The organism is Micromonospora sp. CA-240977 (assembly GCF_050942285.1).
Taxonomy (GTDB): Bacteria; Actinomycetota; Actinomycetes; order Mycobacteriales; family Micromonosporaceae; genus Micromonospora.
The window spans coordinates 7,020,196-7,038,667 of sequence record NZ_CP192055.1 but is presented as its reverse complement, the minus strand read 5'-3'; the positions used below and the strand labels follow the sequence as shown (position 1 = coordinate 7,038,667).

General features: G+C 71.2%; 14 protein-coding genes and 1 riboswitch. Of the genes, 10 read left to right on the top strand and 4 right to left on the bottom strand.

Translation table 11 applies throughout. The annotated features are described in order from the left end of the window. Window positions 1–355 precede the first annotated feature (355 nt). Together ACQPWW_RS32030 and ACQPWW_RS32025 are read left to right on the top strand one after the other, a co-directional pair. Complete coding sequence (locus ACQPWW_RS32030) at window positions 356–3,220, top strand: alpha/beta fold hydrolase (protein WP_433127540.1); 2,865 nt, start codon at window positions 356–358, stop codon at window positions 3,218–3,220. Then, a complete protein-coding gene (locus ACQPWW_RS32025; RefSeq protein WP_433127539.1) occupies window positions 3,220–4,086 on the top strand; it encodes an ABC transporter permease in 867 nt (288 codons plus the stop codon). Before ACQPWW_RS32030 ends, ACQPWW_RS32025 begins: the two co-directional genes overlap by 1 nt. A 9-nt stretch (window positions 4,087–4,095) precedes the next feature. Here the strand turns inward: ACQPWW_RS32025 and ACQPWW_RS32020 are convergent, their stop codons facing one another. Beyond that, complete coding sequence (locus ACQPWW_RS32020; protein ID WP_433127538.1) at window positions 4,096–4,785, bottom strand: DUF4232 domain-containing protein; 690 nt, start codon at window positions 4,783–4,785, stop codon at window positions 4,096–4,098. Between the two features lie 514 nt (window positions 4,786–5,299). Here ACQPWW_RS32020 and ACQPWW_RS32015 point away from each other — a divergent pair. Continuing rightward, on the top strand, window positions 5,300–5,755 hold the full coding sequence (locus ACQPWW_RS32015; protein WP_433127537.1) for a DoxX family protein: 456 nt from the start codon (window positions 5,300–5,302) through the stop codon (window positions 5,753–5,755). Window positions 5,756–5,816: 61 nt separating this feature from the next. Here the strand turns inward: ACQPWW_RS32015 and ACQPWW_RS32010 are convergent, their stop codons facing one another. Beyond that, window positions 5,817–6,119 (bottom strand): ArsR/SmtB family transcription factor, encoded by a 303-nt coding sequence (locus ACQPWW_RS32010; protein WP_433127536.1) that lies wholly within the window; start codon window positions 6,117–6,119, stop codon window positions 5,817–5,819. Between the two features lie 91 nt (window positions 6,120–6,210). Here ACQPWW_RS32010 and ACQPWW_RS32005 point away from each other — a divergent pair, with 91 nt between their 5' ends. From ACQPWW_RS32005 to ACQPWW_RS31995, 3 genes are all read left to right on the top strand, one after another. Then, complete coding sequence (locus tag ACQPWW_RS32005; protein ID WP_433127535.1) at window positions 6,211–7,179, top strand: DMT family transporter; 969 nt, start codon at window positions 6,211–6,213, stop codon at window positions 7,177–7,179. 67 nt (window positions 7,180–7,246) lie between these two features. Continuing rightward, a riboswitch (SAM riboswitch) is annotated at window positions 7,247–7,382 on the top strand. Window positions 7,383–7,392: 10 nt separating this feature from the next. Then, window positions 7,393–8,679 (top strand): threonine synthase, encoded by a 1,287-nt coding sequence (thrC, locus tag ACQPWW_RS32000; protein ID WP_433127534.1) that lies wholly within the window; start codon window positions 7,393–7,395, stop codon window positions 8,677–8,679. 325 nt (window positions 8,680–9,004) lie between these two features. Next, the gene (locus ACQPWW_RS31995; RefSeq protein WP_433127533.1) at window positions 9,005–10,024 is read left to right on the top strand and encodes a GNAT family N-acetyltransferase; all 1,020 of its coding nucleotides are present in this window, start codon (window positions 9,005–9,007) and stop codon (window positions 10,022–10,024) included. A gap of 9 nt (window positions 10,025–10,033) precedes the next feature. Here the strand turns inward: ACQPWW_RS31995 and ACQPWW_RS31990 are convergent, their stop codons facing one another. Continuing rightward, window positions 10,034–12,226: a hypothetical protein gene (locus ACQPWW_RS31990; RefSeq protein ID WP_433127532.1), complete on the bottom strand. Its 2,193-nt coding sequence runs from the start codon at window positions 12,224–12,226 to the stop codon at window positions 10,034–10,036. Window positions 12,227–12,404: 178 nt separating this feature from the next. Between ACQPWW_RS31990 and paaN the strand changes: the two genes are divergently transcribed. Then, a complete protein-coding gene (gene paaN / locus ACQPWW_RS31985; RefSeq protein ID WP_433127531.1) occupies window positions 12,405–14,078 on the top strand; it encodes a phenylacetic acid degradation protein PaaN in 1,674 nt (557 codons plus the stop codon). A 172-nt stretch (window positions 14,079–14,250) separates the two neighbouring features. Here paaN and ACQPWW_RS31980 read toward each other — a convergent pair whose 3' ends face one another. After that, window positions 14,251–14,781 (bottom strand): N-acetyltransferase family protein, encoded by a 531-nt coding sequence (locus tag ACQPWW_RS31980; RefSeq protein WP_433127530.1) that lies wholly within the window; start codon window positions 14,779–14,781, stop codon window positions 14,251–14,253. Between the two features lie 314 nt (window positions 14,782–15,095). On the opposite strand from ACQPWW_RS31980, the gene ACQPWW_RS31975 reads away from it, so the two are divergent. From ACQPWW_RS31975 to groL, 3 genes are all read left to right on the top strand, one after another. Next, window positions 15,096–15,299, top strand: coding sequence for a cold-shock protein (locus tag ACQPWW_RS31975; protein ID WP_107161326.1), 204 nt, complete (start codon window positions 15,096–15,098; stop codon window positions 15,297–15,299). Window positions 15,300–15,394: 95 nt separating this feature from the next. Then, window positions 15,395–16,564, top strand: a complete 1,170-nt coding sequence (locus ACQPWW_RS31970; RefSeq protein ID WP_433127529.1) for a hypothetical protein — start codon at window positions 15,395–15,397, stop codon at window positions 16,562–16,564. A gap of 272 nt (window positions 16,565–16,836) precedes the next feature. Next, window positions 16,837–18,459 (top strand): chaperonin GroEL, encoded by a 1,623-nt coding sequence (groL, locus tag ACQPWW_RS31965; protein WP_030490078.1) that lies wholly within the window; start codon window positions 16,837–16,839, stop codon window positions 18,457–18,459. The last annotated feature ends 13 nt before the right edge of the window (window positions 18,460–18,472 follow it).

Sequence of the window (18,472 nt, the reverse complement as noted above, 5' to 3'; positions counted from 1 at the left end):
TGGGGCGCGGATCGGCGCGGCGTCGGGTGACCCGACAAGTCCCGTGCACCGGACCGGAAAACTAACCGACCCCCCTGCTGGTCAGGCCTCAGTCGGCGAGTCAGGTTCGCGTCAGTTCGAGCAATGTCACCATTCGCGCGCGTTCCCGACACGCTCTGTTTCGTCAGTGGGTGTGACATGGAGGGATCGAGACGGATATCTGTGGAAGATCGGAATTCACGGGATCCGAACTCAACTCACTGGGCCGCGTCGGACACGGCGCGCTCGCTGCCCCCCGCGCACCGATCGGGGCAACCGAACGGACGTACGGCGGATCTCAGCCAATGCTCAGGCTGCGGGCCGTACCGTGTGCCGCATGACATCGCCGTCGCCGGCCGCGTGGTTCCGGCGTGCCCTGCCCACCCGCCGTCGCGCGATCGCCGCAGCGGCCGTCGTCGTGCTGCTGGCCGCCGCCGTCACCTGGGCGGTGTGGCCGAAGGGGCCGGGCGTACGCACCGAGAGCGCGATGCTCACCGTCCGCTCCGGACCGTCCGGCGACCAGCCGGTCGATCTGGACACGACCTTCTACCTTCCGGACGACGCGTCGTCCGGGAGGAAGGTCCCGGCGGTGCTGCTGGCCCACGGGTTCGGCGGCACGAAGGAGTCGGTGCGCTCCGACGCGGAGGAGTTCGCCGGGCGCGGCTACGCGGTGCTCACCTGGACCGCCCGGGGTTTCGGCCGCAGCGGCGGGGAGATCCACCTGGACAGCCCGGACTACGAGGTGCGCGACGCTCAGCGGCTGCTGGACTGGTTGGCCGCCCGGCCGGAGGTCCGCACCAACGCCGCCGGCGACCCGCAGGTCGGTGTGGTCGGCGGCTCGTACGGCGGCGGGTTGGCGCTGCTGCTGGCCGCCCAGGACAACCGGGTCGACGCGATCGTCCCCATGATCACCTGGAACGACCTGTCCCGCGCCTTTCTGCCGGAGAGCACCGGCGGAGCCCCGACCGAGGGTGTGTTCAAGAAGGGTTGGGCCGGTCTGTTCTTCGGCGGCGGTGGCAACGTGGGCTCCGGCCCGGCGGGGCTCTCCGGCGGGACCGCAGCCCAGCCGCAGGGCGCACCGGCGTCGGCCGGCCCGCCCAGCCCGGGGCCGGGTGCCGGTCCGGGCACCGGTCCCGATGGTGCCCCGGCCGGTGCGGCCGACCCGTCCTGCGGCCGGTTCGCCGCCGACGTGTGCGCCGCGTACCTGCGGATCGCCACCACCGGCCGGGCCGATCAGGCGGCCGTGGACCTGCTGCGCCGATCCAGCCCGGCGGGCGTACTGAATCGGATCAAGGCACCCACCCTGCTGGTGCAGGGCGAGGCGGACACGCTCTTCCCCCTCGGCGAGGCGGACGCGAACGCGAAGGGCATCGCCGCCGCCGGCACCCCGGTCCGGGTCGCCTGGTTCACCGGCGGTCACGACGGTGGCAGTGGACCCCGCTCGGACGAGGACCGGGTGAAGTTCCTGACCGTCACGTGGCTCGACCACTACGTCAGGGGCGAGGGCGACGCGCCCGGCGACGACTTCACCTGGTCGCGGATCGCCGGGTTCGACGCGCTCGACAGGGGTCTGGTCGCCACCGGCTTCCGCCGCGCGGACTACCCGGGTCTGACCGGCAACAACCGGCGGGAGGTCACTGTCGCCGGGCCGGCCCAGCCGATCGCGAACCCGCCGAACGGCAACCCGGCGGCGATCTCCTCGATCCCGTTCGCCGGTGGGCTCACCTCCCTGCTGGACGGCGTGGCCGGCGACGTGCCCGGCCAGCACGCCCGGTTCGAGTCGACACCGCTGACCGAGGCGGTGGACGTGGCCGGCGCGCCCACCGTCACCCTGCGGGCCGCCTCGCCGACCGGTACGGCGGTGCTCTTCGTCAAGCTCTACGACGTCGACAAGGACGGCGCGGCGACCCTGCCGAACGGGCTGGTCGCCCCGATCCGGCTCACCGGCCTGCCGCAGCAGGTGCAGGACGCCACCCCGGTAACCGTGACGCTGCCCGGGATCGTCCGCCGGGTGGAGGCCGGGCACCGGCTACGCCTCGTCGTGGCCACCTCCGACCAGGCGTACACCACGCCGGCCGAGCCGACCGTCTACACGGTGGCGGCGGACGGCGCGGTCACCCTGCCCACTGTCGACGGCGAGCCGATCCCCACCGCCGCGACGCTCTGGCGCTGGGTGCTCGCCGGCCTGCTCGCCGCCATCGCGATCGGCCTCGTCGTGGTCGTCGCCGTGCTGCGCCGCCGGCATCGCCGCCAGGACCGGTCGGTGCATCCGGAGTACGCGGAGACGCCGCTGGCCGTGCGCGAGCTGCGCAAGGAGTACGCGGACGGCTTCGTGGCGGTGTCGAACGTGGACTTCGAGGTGCACCCCGGTCAGGTGGTGGGTCTGCTCGGGCCCAACGGCGCCGGCAAGACGACCACCCTGCGGGTGCTGATGGGGTTGACCCAGCCGACCGCCGGGGAGATCTACGTCTTCGGTCGCCGGCTGGTGCCCGGCTCGCCGGTGCTGTCCCGGATCGGCGCGCTGGTCGAGGGACCCGGCTTCCTGCCGCACATGTCCGGGCTGGAGAACCTGAAGGCGTACTGGCGGGCCACCGGCCGGCCGTGGGAGGACGCCCAGTTCGACGCGGCCCTGGAGATCGCCGGCCTGGGCGACTCCGTGCACCGGAAGATCAAGAACTACAGCCACGGTATGCGGCAGCGTCTCGCCATCGCCCAGGCCATGCTCGGCCTGCCCGAGCTGCTGGTGCTTGACGAGCCGACCGACGGGCTCGACCCGCCGCAGATCGCCGAGATGCGCCGGGTGCTCCAGCGGTACGCCACGGACGGCCGGGCGGTGCTGGTCTCCAGCCACCTGTTGGCCGAGGTGGAGCAGACGTGCACCCACGCGGTGGTGGTGAACAAGGGCCGGATCGTGGCGTCCGGGCCGGTGGAGGAGATCGTGGGCGAGTCGCCGAGCGTGCTCTTCGACGTCAGTGACCCGGTGGCGGCGCGGGCGGTGCTGGACCGGCTGCACGGGGTGCGGGTGCTGCCCGAGAGCGACGGCCAGTTGGTGGTCGACACGAACGGCACGGCCCGCAGCGAGGTGGTGGCCGAGCTGGTACGCGCCGGCATCGGGGTGGACCGGGTGGTGCCGCGGCGCCGCCTGGAGGACGCGTTCCTCGCCCTGGTGGGCGACAACTCTCGGGGAAGCGGTGACCGGTGATGGCTGTTGTCGACGCGGGCGAGGCCCGGGGCTACCGGCCGTCGGCCACCATGCCGTTCGCGGCGGAGTTCCGTCGGCAGGCGTCCCGGCGGCGGACCCAGCTGGCGCTCGGGTTCATGGTGCTGCTGCCGTTGATCATCCTGATCGCGTTCCAGTTCAACTCCGGTGGCGACGACGACAACGGCAACAACGAGTTCGCCAGTCTGGTGGACCTGGCCACCTCCGGCGGCCTCAACTTCACCCTCTTCTCGATCTTCGTGTCGGCGTCGTTCCTGCTCGTGGTGGTCGTCGCGCTGTTCTGCGGCGACACGGTGGCCAGTGAGGCGAGCTGGGGCAGTCTGCGCTACCTGCTGGCGATCCCGGTGCCCCGGGCCCGGTTGTTGACGGTGAAGCTGGTGGTCGCGCTCGCGTACTCGGGACTGGCTCTCGTGTTGTTGGCTGGCACTGCCCTGCTGGCCGGCACCCTGCGCTACGGCTGGTCGCCGCTGCGCAGCACTGTCGCCGCCGAACTGGAGCCGGGCGAGGGGCTGCTCCGGCTGCTGGCGGTGCTCGGCTACCTGGCGGTCGTCCTGCTGGTGGTGGCCGGCCTGGCGTTCCTGCTGTCGGTGACCACGGACGCCGCGCTGGGCGCGGTGGGTGGTGCGGTTCTGCTCTGGATCCTGTCCAGCATCCTGGACCAGATCACCGCCCTGGGCGCGGTACGCGACTTCCTGCCCACCCACTTCAGCACCGCCTGGCTGGGGCTGCTCTCGACCCCGGTGCAGACCGACGACGTGGTACGCGGCTGCATCTCGGCGATCAGCTACGCGACGCTGTTCTGGGGGTTGGCGTTCTGGCGCTTCACCCGCAAGGACATCACGTCGTAGCGGCGGGGCTCACAGCCGGCTGTCGGGCGGGCTCACCGACGACGGCACCGCGCTCGGCATCGGCGGCGGGGCCGGCCGGGTCGGCGCCGGCGCGGACGACTCGGTCTTCTTCCAGGCGCTGACGCCGATCCGGCCGGTGTTGCCCAGGTCGATCGGCCCGTCCGGGTCCACCTCTTCGCCCGGCTGCCCGGCCGCGGGCGCCACCCTCAGGTACTCGCCGTTGGTGGCCACCACTGTCGAATCGGTGACCAGGTTGCGCCAGAGCACCACGGCCGTGGCCCGTTCGTTCGGGGCGAGGGTGACCTTCCGGGGCGGTTGGTCGAAGCCCGTGGTGATCTCCTTGCCGCCGTTGACCACGCGCAGCATGATCGGCTCGTGCTGCTCGTCGAACACGTGCAGCACCGGGTAACCGTTGAGCTGGTAGGGGCGGTCACCGCAGTTGACAAGCTCCAGGCCGAGGGCGCGTAGGCCCATCGCGGCGTCCCCGCCGGTCGAGCGGATCCGGACGCCGGAGGCCGGGCAGTCGGCCAGCGGGTCGGTGCTCGTGGAGCTCGTGGACGGACTCGGCGCGGTGGGCGGCCGGCTCGGAGGGTCCCCGCCCTGGCCCCGATGGTCGCCGGTGGTGCAGCCGCCGAGCGCGAGAGCCATCGCGACCGCCGCGCTGATACGCCGCCGTGCTGCCGTGTCGCCGGAGACCATTCGACGATCCTCGCCCACGTGGGTGAGCCGCCGCCGCCCGGCCCCGACTGTCTCCCACGCGCCCTGTCGAGCTGCCCCATTTCTGGGGCAGTGTCAGTGTCATCGCCCCCGCCGGATCCCGAGTCACCCGCTCGCCTGCGGGCACTGCCCCTGGAGCGCCTTCGGAGCTGAATCGTCTGCGACATCGCTGGATGGATCACCAATGCCGGCCGGCGTGCCTCGGGCAGGCGATCAAGGGGGTGCGTGCCTGGGTCTGCCCCGTGTGCGGGGCAGCTCGACAGGGCCGTACCCACACTATGGGAGCGCGCCCACGGCGGTTGGCGCGGCTCGGATCTCGTCGTATTCGCAGCTCAGGCGCCACGGCGGCGCACCTGCGGCGCTGCGGGCGCTCGACGCGGGGCTGTGGACACCGGTACATTCCGACCGGGGACTTTCCCACCAGCAAGGAATTTATAAACTTCGATAGTTTCATGCCTCACATTGAAGAGATCAGATTCCTTCGATGGAGGTACCGATGAACGTTCCTCGGCTCGGCGGGCCGACCCTGTCCCTGTTCCGCATCGTGATCGGCCTGCTGTTCACGATGCATGGCCTGACCTCGGTCTTCGGGTTGTTCGGCGGCAACCCCATGACGGGTACGGCGATACCCCCCGGCACCTGGCCGGGCTGGTGGGCCGCGCTGATTCAACTGGTCTGCGGCGGCCTGGTGCTGGCCGGGCTCTTCACCCGACCCGCCGCTCTTCTTGCATCCGGCTCGATGGCGTACGCCTACTTCGTCGTGCACCAGCCGGATGATCTGCTGCCACTGCACAACGGCGGTGAGCTGTCGGCGCTCTTCTGCTGGTCGTTCCTGCTGGTCGCGGCCCTCGGCCCGGGTTCCTGGGCGCTCGACACGCTGCTCTCCCGTCGCCGCGACGTTCGGTCCGCGCCCGCGGCGCCGATGGCCGAGCGCAGTTCGATGGTCGTCTGACCGCACCCGTGCCGCGCGTTCGCCGGGGCCTCGATGAGGCGGCTCCGGCGAACGCGCCCGGTCAGGCCGTGCGCGTGCCGAGGACCGCGTCCAGGAGGCCGGGGTAGCGGCTGTCCAGCTCGTCGCGGCGCAGCCGGACCAGGCGGCTGGTGCCGGCGGCCCGGGTGCGGGTCAGGCCGGCCTCGCGCAGCACCTTGAGGTGGTGGCTGCGGGTCGCCTTGGAGACGCCGAAGTCGAAACTGCCGCAGGTCGCCTCGCCACCCTCGACCAGCGCTCGCACGATCTGCAGTCGTACGTCGTCGGCGAGTGCGGCCAGCACGGTGGTGACCGGTACGTCGCTCAGGTCGGGTTCGTGCGGCTCCATGTGACCAGTGTAACCCTTGTTCGACAACTTTCGAACAACACCCTAGGGTCGGTGTCGTTGGTTCGACGATACTCGAACATTGGAGCTGACGATGCGACCCCGTGCCGCCGCCTACCCGCTGCTCGCCGCGCTCGGTTGGGGCGTGATGTTCCCGGTCCTGGCCAGTGCGCTGTCCCGGGTCGACCCGCTCAACCTGACCACCGCCCGCTACCTCCTGGCCAGCGTCATCCTGGTCGCCATCCTGCTGCTCCGCGAAGGTTCCGGCGCGCTGCGGCACGGCGGCCGGACGGGCGAGATCGTGCTGCTGGGCGTTGTCGGCTTCGCCGGCTTCAACGTGCTCACCAACCTGGCGCTCGAACACGCCGCCCCGCAGCAGATCGCCCTCTTCGTGGCCACCACCCCGCTGATCACCCAGTTGGTCCGCTGGGCCCGTGACGGCGTACGGCCGAAGCCGCTCCTGCTGGCCCTTTCCCTGGTGGCGCTCCTCGGAGTCGGCCTGGTGATCACCCGCGGGAGCCTGGCCGGGCTCGGCCAGTTCGGTCTCGGTGGGCTGATGATGATCGGCGCGGTGCTCGGCTGGGGCATCTACACGCACGGCGCCAGCCGGTTCGGCGACTGGTCACCGCTGCGCTTCACGACCCTGACCGCGGTCGCCGGCACGGCGGCCATGCTGGCCGCGAGCATCGGCGCGGACGCCGTCGGCTGGCAGCACGCGCCGGCCGCCGCCGACCTCGCGGCGGTCACCCCACAACTGGCGTACGCCGTGGTCGTCGGCGCGGTGATCGCGGTGCTGGCCTGGAACACCGGGGTGCAGCGGCTCGGTGCCGCAAACGCCGCGCTGTTCATGAACCTGGTCCCGGTCACCACCTTCGCGGTGCAGATCGCCCGCGGCTACCGCCCGGAGCCCATCGAGCTGGTCGGGGCCGCCATCACGATCGGCGCGCTGGTCGCCGCGAACCTCGCCACCAGGGCGCGGACCCGGCCGTCGTCGCCGTCGCAGCCGACCGCGGTCACGGATCAGATCGCGGTGGTCGACCCTGTCGCGGTGAACGCCCGCTGACCCACCCACTGGGATCCGCGGTGGAGGCGGCGGACTTAGTTGCCTAGACTCGACGGCACAACTGCATACCTCATCCAGAGGGGCTGAGGGATACGGCCCGACGACGCCCCGGCAACCACCCCGCGCGCTCACCGCTGAGCGACCCGCGGGGCAGGTGCCAATTCCGTCCCCGCCGCACCGTGCGATGTGGGGAAAGATGAGAGGACTCTCGACATGACGTCGACGCTCGCCGCCTCCGGCATCGACACCTCCGCCAGCCCCGCCCGCGCCCTGGTCTGTCGTGCCTGCTCAGCCCGCTACCCGCTCGTCGCCCAGCACGCCTGCTACGAGTGTTTCGGCCCGCTGGAGGTCGACTACGACACCGCCGCCCTGGCCACCGTCACCCGCGAGCAGATCGAGGCCGGCCCGGAGAACATCTGGCGCTACGCCGCACTGCTGCCCGCCGGTCAGGACCCGGCCAGTCGGGTCACCCTCGACCCGGGGCTGACCCCGCTGGTGGCGGCCCCGCACCTCGCCGCCGAGCTGGGCATCACCGCGCCGCTGTGGGTCAAGGACGACAGCGCCAACCCGACCCACTCGTTCAAGGACCGGGTCGTCTCGGTGGCGCTCACCGCCGCGAAGGCGCTCGGCTTCACCCGGTTCGCCTGCGCGTCGACAGGCAACCTGGCCAACTCGGTGGCCGCGCACGCCGCCCGCACCGGGGCGCCCTCGGTGGTCTTCATCCCCAGTGACCTGGAGCAGGGCAAGGTCATCACCACCGCCGTGTACGGCGGGGAGTTGGTCGCCATCGACGGCTCGTACGACGATGTCAACCGGCTCTGTGGCGAGCTGGTGGAGACCGACGAATTCGAGGACACCGCTTTCGTCAACGTGAACGTCCGGCCGTACTACGCGGAGGGCTCCAAGACCCTCGGCTACGAGGTGGCCGAGCAACTCGGCTGGCGCATCCCGGCGCAGGTGGTCATCCCGATGGCCAGCGGCGAGCTGCTCACCAAGATTGACAAGGCGTTCTCCGAGCTGGTGGAGATCGGCCTGGTCGAGGCGCCGGCCGGCGGTTGGAAGGTCTTCGGCGCCCAGTCCGCCGGCTGCAACCCGATCGCCGTCGCGCTGCACTCCGACAGCGACACCATCATCCCGGTCAAGCCCACCGGCATCGCCAAGTCGCTCAACATCGGCGACCCGGCCGCCGGCCTCTACGCCCTGGAGGCGGTCCGCCGCACCGGCGGCTGGATGGAGTACGCAGACGACGACGAGATCCGCGCCGGCATCCGCGATCTGGCCCGCACCACCGGTGTGTTCGCGGAAACCGCAGGCGGGGTGACAGTGGCGGTGCTCCGCAAGCTTGTCGAATCCGGTCGGCTCGACCCGACCGCGGAGACCGTCGTGTTCAACACCGGCGAAGGTCTGAAGACCGTCGACGCGGTGGCCGGTCAGGTCGGACCGACCCACCACATCAAGCCCTCGCTGCGCGCCGCCCGCGACGCCGGTCTCCTCGGCTGACCCACCCCGCCCGTTTGGTCCACTCGCGTTCCTGAAGACTGCGGTGTCCGGCCGGCCCGGTCACCCCGTTCTCAGGGAACCCGAGTGGATCAGCTGGGTAACTGGGGTTTCGCTGTGAGTATGGAAAACCCGCCGCTGCGGACTTGACGGCAGGAACCGGACGGCGCAAGATGCTCCGTGCGGGAGGGCATTTCGCCGAAGACTTTTGAAGTTCTTGCGACCCAACGCCGGAGGCGTTGTGCGAGTGTCCCTCCCGACCACGTTCGATCGGGCCAGCGAATAATTCGCTGGCCCGATCGCTTTCCCGGGGCGCACGCTCCTCGGCATGAGCATCACGATCGCGACGTTCGACGCAGCCGACCGAGCCGCCGTCGACGAGGCGTACCTGATCGGCGCGGCGGCCAACGACGCCGACCTGCCGGATTTTCCGCCCTTCTGTCGGCGGCGCTTCGACGCGTGGTTGCACACGCCGATGCCCGGCACCGAGTCGCTCTGGGCGCTGGCCCGGCTCGACGGCGTGCCGGCCGGCTACCTCCAGCTGGACCTGCCGTACCTCGACAACACCGACAACGCCACCGTCGGGTTGACTGTGCATCCCGAGCTGCGGCGGCGGGGCGTCGGCCGGGCGCTGCACGAGCACGCGGTGCGCCTGCTGCGCGAGCACGGCCGCAAGCGGGTGATCGGAATGGCCGTCTCCGCCCTGCCCGACGGGCCAGCCCGAAGCGGGGCGGGCGACGCGTTCGCCGCCGCCACCGGCGCCCAACCGGCCCTCGTCGAGGTGCGTCGTCGCCTCGAGGTCGACGCGATCGACCGGATCGCGCTGCGGGCGGCGCTGGCCGAGGCCCGGCCGCGAGCCGAGGGCTACCGGTCGGTTTCCTGGCAGGGTGCCACCCCACAGGAGTACGTGGCGGACATCGCCTACCTGGACGGCCGGTTGATGACTGACGCGCCAATGGGCGACGTGCAGTGGGACCCGGAGCAGGTGGACGCCGAGCGTGTCCGTGGCAACGAGCGGGCGTTGGAGGCCCGGGGCCGGCGGTGCTACCACCTCGGAATGCGCCACGAGGCGTCCGGTCGACTGGTCGCCTGGACCATGCTGGACGTGGGCGCCTCCGCCGACTGGCACGCGTTCCAGCAGATCACCATCGTCGACCCGGATCACCGAGGGCACCGGCTCGGTCTCATCGCCAAGGCCGAGAACCTGCACCACCTGCTCACCCACGAGCCGGCGATCCGCGTGATCGACACCTTCAACGCGGCAAGCAACAGCTACATGGTGGCGATCAACGAGCAGCTCGGCTTCCGCCCGATGGACTCCTGGACCGACTGGCAACTCACCCTCTGACCCCGCCGGTCACTCGTTCGGCCGTTCCCAGCGCTCGACCAGCTCGCGGATCGCGGCCTGGAAGTCGTCGTCCGGCGTGAACCGATGACCCTGCACCGGAGGGGGCACGGTGTCGGTCGGTGGGATGAGCAGCCCCTTCGGATCCCGTACCCGACGGTCGACCCGGGCGGCCGGGTCGTCGGGTCCGTCGACGAGCGGGACGAACACCGGTCCGCCCACCGCGTCGGTGTACCGCCACAGGTTGATCCACCGCCAGGCCAACCGGCTGCCGACCTCGCGCAACATCTCGTCGCTGACGTACGCCGGGAAGATCCGCCGGTACCGGTTTCCGAGCGGGGCGCCGTAGGTGAGCAGGGCCACCCGCCGGCGGCAGTGGTCGGGGAGTTGGAGGACCGTCGCCGCCGCGAGCACGCTGCCGTGACTCTGCCCGGACAGCACCACCCCGTTCCCGTTGGCGGTGAGCTGACCGACCCGGCGGGCCAGCTCCGGGACCGCCCGCTCGACGTAGCACGGCGGGGCGAGCGGGTGTGCGGCACGCGGCCAGAAGGTTGCCAGCTCCCAGAGCACCCCGACCAGCCGGATCGCGCCGGATCGGTAGGCGACAAGTCCCATCGCCGCGAGGACCATGGCGAACAGCCCGATCAGCAGGGCGCCCAGGTCGGTAACGAAGATCACCGGACGGGCCAGCGGCTCGCCGCCGAGTCGCAGAGCGAGCGCACCCGGGCCGGGACCGATCACCGAGAGCCCGGCCGCCGCCAGGGTGAGCAGTGCCAACACCACGTACACGGCGGCCAGCAGTGGCCCCAGCCGATCCGTCAGCACGGCACGCGCGATCGCGTCGCGGACGGCCCGGACCCGTTCGGGGGCCGCCCGGGAGGCTTCCGGGTAGTCCCGCCGGACCAGTTCCTCGGCCTCCCGACGCCGACGATTCCGGCCGAACCGAAGTATGAGCACTGCCGTCACGAGCACCAGGAGCGTGGCGAGGGAGAAGCCGAGGGTGGCCCAGCGGAAGGCGATCGGCGGCGACAGCGGTGGCGCACCAGGCGGCAGCGGCCTTGCCGGCGTCGGGCTGGAACCACGGTCCAGATACTCGGCGAGCCCGTAGGTAAGGCCCGCGTCGTAGGCGACGCCCAGCCCGATCGCGACGGTTGTCAGCAATGGCGCGCCTAGCCCGGCCAGCAGGAAGAGGGGCCGGGGCAGGGCGCGGCGCTGCACCACGACCACCAGGCCCAGCATCGCGAGCAGCGCCACCTGCCCGGCGAACAGTCCAGCGGCCAGCACCCCGTACCCGGGCAATATCCCCTCGGCCTGCCAGGGCGGCCGGGGCAGCAACGCGTACCCCAGGGTCAGGGCGGTGAGCGCGACGGCCACCCAGCGGATCGCCCGCGAACTCCGCTGGTCCTGCTCTCCACGCCGCTCGATCGCCGGCCGGCAGAGCAGCACCGCCGCGCCGGCGAGCAGCGCCACATCCGCGGCCAGCAGCAGCCAGCCGGGCACTGTGGCGTCGTGCGGCGCCAGAGCCAGCAGCAGGGACAGGTCGAGAGTGCCCAGCGCCACCGCGACGTGCACCGAGCGCAGTCGACGCAGCAGCGTGCGGGCGTCCCAGAAGGCGGGCGCGTCGAGCCGGTCCGCACCCACCCCGGGCGGGTGGTTGCCGTCCTCGGGGAGCTGCCAGGTCCGGGCACCGAGTCGCCAGATCAGGACGATCGCGATGATCGGCGGTACGGCCAGCAGCGCGAGCCGCTGCCCCGGCGGCACGCCGCCCAGCCAGGAGATCTCCCGCCGCCCCTCCAGGCACCTCGGGTAGGCAGCGCACTGCCACGCGATCAGGTCGAGGGACACCCCGACGGTGGAGAGCACGTACATCGCGGTCATCGTCGCGGCCAGCAGCCGGCACAGCGCCCGACCGGCATGGCCACCGCGACCGCTGACCGGCAGCATCCAGACCGCGATGTTGCTGAGCATGAACGGCAGGAGCAGGACCAGGGAGAACGTTCGAGTGGCGGTGCCGCCGGTCAACCGGCTCCAGCGGTACGCCTCAAGCGTCACCCCGTCGCGATCCGCGGGGGTACCGAAGCCGGGCCGCGGCCGGTAGAAGCCGGCGTTGTCGTCCCCCGCGACCCGCGCGACGATCGGTCGGTCGAGGATCGACTCGGGCCCCTTGTCGGCGACCCCGTGCACCCGGATCTCGGTGACCCTCACCCGTCGCCCTCCCGTGGCCGGCTGTCCTGGCCGGAGGCAGCGGTTACCCGCTGCCGACCCGGGCAATCCCGGTGCCGTCGGTCATCGGCGCTACTGCTCGCGGACCGGACTCAGGCATGAGCCGCTGTCGGGCATTCGCGCTACTGCTCGCGGACCGGACTCAGGCATGATGGCGGGCATGACGGAGACCCCGCATCCCCTGTACGACAGGCACGCCGACACCCTCAACCGTGCGCTGACCGCGATCACGGAGCGGGGCTACTGGTCCGCCTATCCCGAATCCCCCAGCCCCCGGGTGTACGGCGAGACGGCCGCCGCCGACGGTAAGGCCGCCTTCGAGGCGTACCTCGGTGGTGATTTCCCGCTCGACCAGCCGGGCGCCGGTGCGCGGGTCGCCACCGAGGCGAGCCCGTTCGGGGTGGAGTTGGCGGTGCGTTACCCGCATGCCGGCCCCGGCGAGCTGATCGACGCCGCCTCCGCCGCGCTGCCGGCCTGGCGCGACGCCGGCCCGCAGGTCCGCGTGGGGGTCTGCCTGGAGATTCTCGACCGGCTGCACAAGCACATCTTCGAGCTGGCCAACGCGGTGCAGTTCACCAGCGGGCAGGCGTTCGTGATGGCCTTCCAGGCCGGCGGCGCGCACGCGCTGGACCGGGCGCTGGAGGCGCTGGCGTACGCGTACGCCGAGATGACCCGGCACCCGGGCACGGCCGGCTGGGAGAAGTCCGCCGGTAAGGGCGACCCGCTGCGGATGACAAAGACGTTCCACGTGGTGCCGCGTGGGGTGGCGCTGGTGATCGGCTGCAACACCTTCCCGACCTGGAACTCCTACCCGGGGCTGTTCGCCTCGCTGGTCACCGGCAACCCGGTGCTCGTCAAGCCGCACCCGCGCGCGGTGCTGCCGCTGGCCATCACCGTGAAGTACGCCCGGGAGGTGCTGGCCGAGGCCGGGTTCGACAGCAACCTGATCATGTTGGCGGCCGAGGCCCCCGGTGAGAAGCTCGCCAGCGACCTGGCCCTGCACCGCGCCGTGAAGATCGTCGACTTCACCGGCTCCACCGAGTACGGCGACTGGCTGGAGACGCACGCCCGGCAGGCGTCGGTCTACACCGAGAAGGCCGGTCTGAACACCGTCGTCATCGACTCCACCGACGACTTCGCCGGCATGTGCCGCAACCTCGGCTTCACGCTGACCCTGTACAGCGGTCAGATGTGCACCACCTCGCAGAACATTCTCATCCCGGCCGGTGGCATCGAGACCGACCAGGGGCACAAGAGCTTCGACGAGGTGGCCGGCGGGATCGCGGCCGCGGTCGGCAAGCTCACCGCCGACCCGGCCCGGGGCGTGGAGCTGACCGGCGCCATCGTCAACGACGGGGTGCTGGAACGGCTGGCCGAGGTCACCAAGGTCGGCGAGCCGGTGCTGGAGTCACGGGCCGTGACCCACCCGTCGTACGCCGACGCGGTGGTGCGTACCCCGACGATCGTGAAGCTGACCGCGGACGACGCGGAGACGTACGGCCGGGAGTGGTTCGGGCCGATCTCGTTCGCCATCGCCACCGACTCCACGGCGCACAGCCTGGAGTTGCTGCGCCGCACGGTCGGCGAGAAGGGCGCGCTGACCGCGGGGGTCTACTCGACCGACGAGGCGGTGCTGGACGCCACCGAGGCGGTGGCGGTCGAGGTCGGGGTGCACCTGTCCTGCAACCTCACCGGCGGGGTCTTCGTGAACCAGTCGGCGGCGTTCTCGGACTTCCACGGCAGTGGCGCCAACGCCGCGGCCAACGCCGCGCTCACCGACGGAGCGTACGTGGCCAACCGCTTCCGGATCGTGCAGTCTCGGCGTCACGTCTGATCTGTGGTTGCGGTTGGGGGTTTCCGGGGCAGCCCGACCCGCTCCGGGCGGTCAGGCTTGATCCCTGCGCGGGTCGGGCTGCCCCGGAAACCCTGACGTGGGCGCGGTTGTCGCTGACGCATCCGGGGCTTGGGGCAGCTTGGGGGTTCTGCCTTGGGATTTGTTCTTGGATTTAGGCGGTTCTGCGCATCTGCAGCTCGGTGAGGGCCGGGATGGTGGGGTGGGGGACGCGTACGCCGGTGTCGGTGAAGCCCAGCCGCTGGTAGGCCCGGTAGGCGCGGTCGTTGCCGACCACCACCTCCAGCAGCAGCTCCGGTCGGCCGCAGGCGCGTGACCACGCGGCCACTCCGTCGATCAGCTCACCGAGCAGCCCGCGCCCCCGCCAGGTCGGCGTGACGTAGACGGCGTAGATCACGGTGAGCCCGGGTTCGTTCGGGGAGACAGTGCCACCGGCGTGTCCGACGAGCCGGCCGCCCGGGTCGGCGATGAACTGCGCGTTACCGGGGCCGGCCGAGGTGTACGCGACCCGGGCGGCGAACTCGGTGTGCGGCCGGGCCGCCGCGTCCGCCAGGGTCTCCAGGAAGGCCAACGGCGCGTCGGCGAGCATCTCCAGGCGCAGTGCCCGCATCCGGGCGGCGTCCTCCGGCCGGACCCGGCGGATCTCCGCCGGCCGCAGGGCGGTCGCGCCCGTATCGGTGGTCATGTCCGCATGCCTACCACAGGGCCGGTTGCCGTCCCCGGCCGTGTGCGGACCGGGCGGCCCGGCGGCCGGGAGTCGCACCGCGCAATCGCCGACATGGATCCGGCGTATCGAAAACCCGACCGACTGACGCCGTCGGACCGGCCCCGGAATACGCCCGATTTGTGGCCGTGCGCGGCGCTCACTCCTCGTGTAGCGTGCGATTTCGGTCACCTTTCTCAATGGTCGCCATCGATCGCTGAGGTGGTGGTCGGTGGGCGTCCGGCCGTGCCGTGCGCCAGGTCAGGCAACACCGCGCAGAGTGAGGGAAGTGCACCGTGGCACAGGGCACCGTGAAGTGGTTCAACTCCGAAAAGGGCTACGGCTTCATCGCCGTCGACGGCGGTCAGGACGTTTTTGTCCACTTCTCCGCGATCGAGATGGACGGTTACAAGGCGCTGGACGACGGCCAGCGGGTGGAGTTCGAGATCGCCCAGGGTCAGAAGGGCCCGCAGGCCGAGCACGTACGCGTCATCGCCTGACCTTTCCTCCTTGATCGGCCCCGCGCGTCGGGGCTGCGACGCGGGCGCACAACCGGGAAGATCGTGGCCGTTCCAGCCGATGCTGAGGAGCGTTCATGACTGACCAGCCGCCCGCGCCCACCCCACCCTCTGGGCCGGGGGAGCCGGGTCCGTCCGATCCGACAGTGCCGTACGGCAGTTCCGGCGCGGCCGGGGACACGCCATCCGACGTGAGGCCGCGCGTACCTCCGGTCGGCCCGCCGCCCGGCTGGGATCCGGCGCAGGGGGGCTGGGATCCGGCACACGGCGGCTGGGATCCGCCGACGCAGGGTTGGGCGTTGCCGCCCACCGGCGGCTACCCGCCCGGGTCGGGTCCCTACGGCGCGCAACCGTGGTATCCGGGGGCGCCGGTCGGCTGGTACCCGCCGGGCTACGGGTTCGACCCGAACGATCCCCTTGTCACTCCGCCCGGCGCCGGTCTGGCCGGCTGGTTCAACAGGTGTGCCGGCGCGCTGCGCCGGGGCTGGCGGCAGTTGGTGCCCATCATGTTGCTCACCCAGGCGTTGCCGGCGGCAGTGCTCTCGGTGATCTCCCTGGGCATCGACCCGTCGGCCGAGTGGGACGTCCAGTCCGGGGCGGATTCCGCTCCCGCGCTGCCGGACAACTTCGCCGTCGATCTGGTGGGCCTCTTCGTGGTCCTGATCGGCGGCAGTCTGTTGGTCGGGCTGGTGCAGGCCGTCGGGTGGGCCGCCGGCAGTTGGGTGATCACGCAGCAGGCGTCCGGTCAGCCGGGCAGCCTGGACTCCGCGCTGCGCTACGGCTTCCGGCGGGCCCTGGGGCTGTGGGGCTGGACCCTGCTGATCGGCGTGATCGCCGGCATCGGCTTCTGCTGCTGCGTGCTGCCGGGCATCTACCTGTCGTTCGCGCTGAGCATGGCCGGCCCGGTCTATCTCTTCGAACGCCGTAACCCGATCGGCCGGTCGTTCCGGATGTTCCACGACCGGCTCGGCCTACTGCTCGGTCGGGTGGCCCTGGTGGCCCTGGCGATCATCGTCGTCAGCGTGATCTCCGCCGCCCTGGAGGGGGCGGGCACCGGCGTCTTCGGCCAGGATCCCCTCGCGTCGCCGGGCACGGCGGCCGGGGCGGTGGCGGTGATCGCGGTCACCGCCGCGCTGGCCCTGCCGGCCCAGCTGGCCCAGTTGATCGGTCTGCTGGTGACGTACGCCGAGCAGCGTGCCCATGAGGCGCCGGTGAACACTGCCGGACTGGCCGCGGAACTCGGCTGAGCGGCCCCATCGTGCTTGCACTCGGCAGGGGAGAGTGCTAAACAAGTCATTGGCACTCGCATACCGTGAGTGCCAATGGTCGGGACGGTGGGGCCAGGTTGCACCGGCGTGGAGACGCCGGGGCGGCACATGGCCGGTCGTCGCGGGCTATCCGGCCCGGCCGAAGGACGTCGTCGTCGCCAGGTGGCGACGTCCCAAGGTGCGTACACCAGGCGGCCCATCCGGGGCACACATCTCGGGTGGCCCGTGAGTGTCCAGGAGGACAACGCCGTATGGCCAAGATGATCGCGTTCGACGAAGAGGCGCGCCGCGGCCTCGAGCGGGGCATGAACCAGCTCGCCGACGCCGTAAAGGTGACCCTCGGCCCCAAGGGCCGCAACGTCGTGCTCGAGAAGAAGTGGGGTGCCCCCACCATCACCAACGATGGTGTGAGCATCGCCAAGGAGATCGAGCTCGAGGACCCGTACGAGAAGATCGGCGCTGAGCTGGTCAAGGAGGTCGCCAAGAAGACCGACGACGTTGCCGGTGACGGCACGACGACGGCGACCGTCCTGGCCCAGGCCCTGGTTCGCGAGGGCCTGCGCAACGTGGCCGCTGGCGCCAACCCGATGGCCCTGAAGCGGGGCATCGAGGCTGCGGTCGCGAGCGTCTCGGAGGAGCTGTCCAAGCTCGCCAAGGACGTCGAGACCAAGGAGCAGATCGCCTCCACCGCCTCCATCTCCGCTGGCGACAGCACCGTCGGCGAGATCATCGCCGAGGCGATGGACAAGGTCGGCAAGGAAGGCGTCATCACCGTCGAGGAGAGCAACACCTTCGGGCTCGAGCTGGAGCTCACCGAGGGTATGCGCTTCGACAAGGGCTACATCTCGGCCTACTTCATGACCGACCCGGAGCGTATGGAGGCCGTCTTCGACGACCCGTACATCCTGATCGCCAACAGCAAGATCTCGTCGGTGAAGGACCTGCTCCCGATCCTGGAGAAGGTCATGCAGTCGGGCAAGCCGCTGCTGATCATCGCCGAGGACCTGGAGGGCGAGGCCCTCGCCACCCTGGTGGTCAACAAGGTCCGTGGCACCTTCAAGTCGGTCGCCGTCAAGGCGCCGGGCTTCGGTGACCGCCGCAAGGCCATGCTGACCGACATCGCCATCCTCGCCGGTGGCCAGGTCATCAGCGAGGAGGTCGGCCTCAAGCTCGACGCCGCCAGCCTCGACATGCTGGGCCGCGCCCGCAAGGTCGTGGTGACCAAGGACGAGACCACCATCGTCGACGGTGCCGGTGACGCCGAGCAGATCCAGGGCCGGGTCAACCAGATCCGGGCCGAGATCGACAAGAGCGACTCCGACTACGACCGGGAGAAGCTGCAGGAGCGGCTGGCCAAGCTGGCCGGCGGCGTTGCGGTCATCAAGGTCGGCGCGGCCACCGAGGTCGAGCTCAAGGAGCGCAAGCACCGCATCGAGGACGCCGTTCGCAACGCGAAGGCCGCCGTCGAGGAGGGCATCGTCCCGGGTGGTGGCGTCGCGCTGGTGCAGGCCGGCAAGACCGCCTTCGACAAGCTCGACCTGGTCGGCGACGAGGCGACCGGTGCGAACATCGTCAAGGTGGCGCTGGACGCCCCGCTGCGGCAGATCGCCGTCAACGCCGGCCTCGAGGGCGGCGTCGTGGTGGAGAAGGTCCGTAACCTCGAAGCGGGTCACGGCCTCAACGCCGCCAACGGCGAGTACGTCGACCTGCTGGCCGCGGGCATCATCGACCCGGCCAAGGTGACGCGCTCGGCGCTGCAGAACGCCGCGTCCATCGCGGCGCTGTTCCTCACCACCGAGGCCGTTGTCGCGGACAAGCCGGAGAAGACCCCGGCTGCCCCGGCTGGCCCGGGTGGCGGGGACATGGACTTCTGAGTCCAGTCCGACA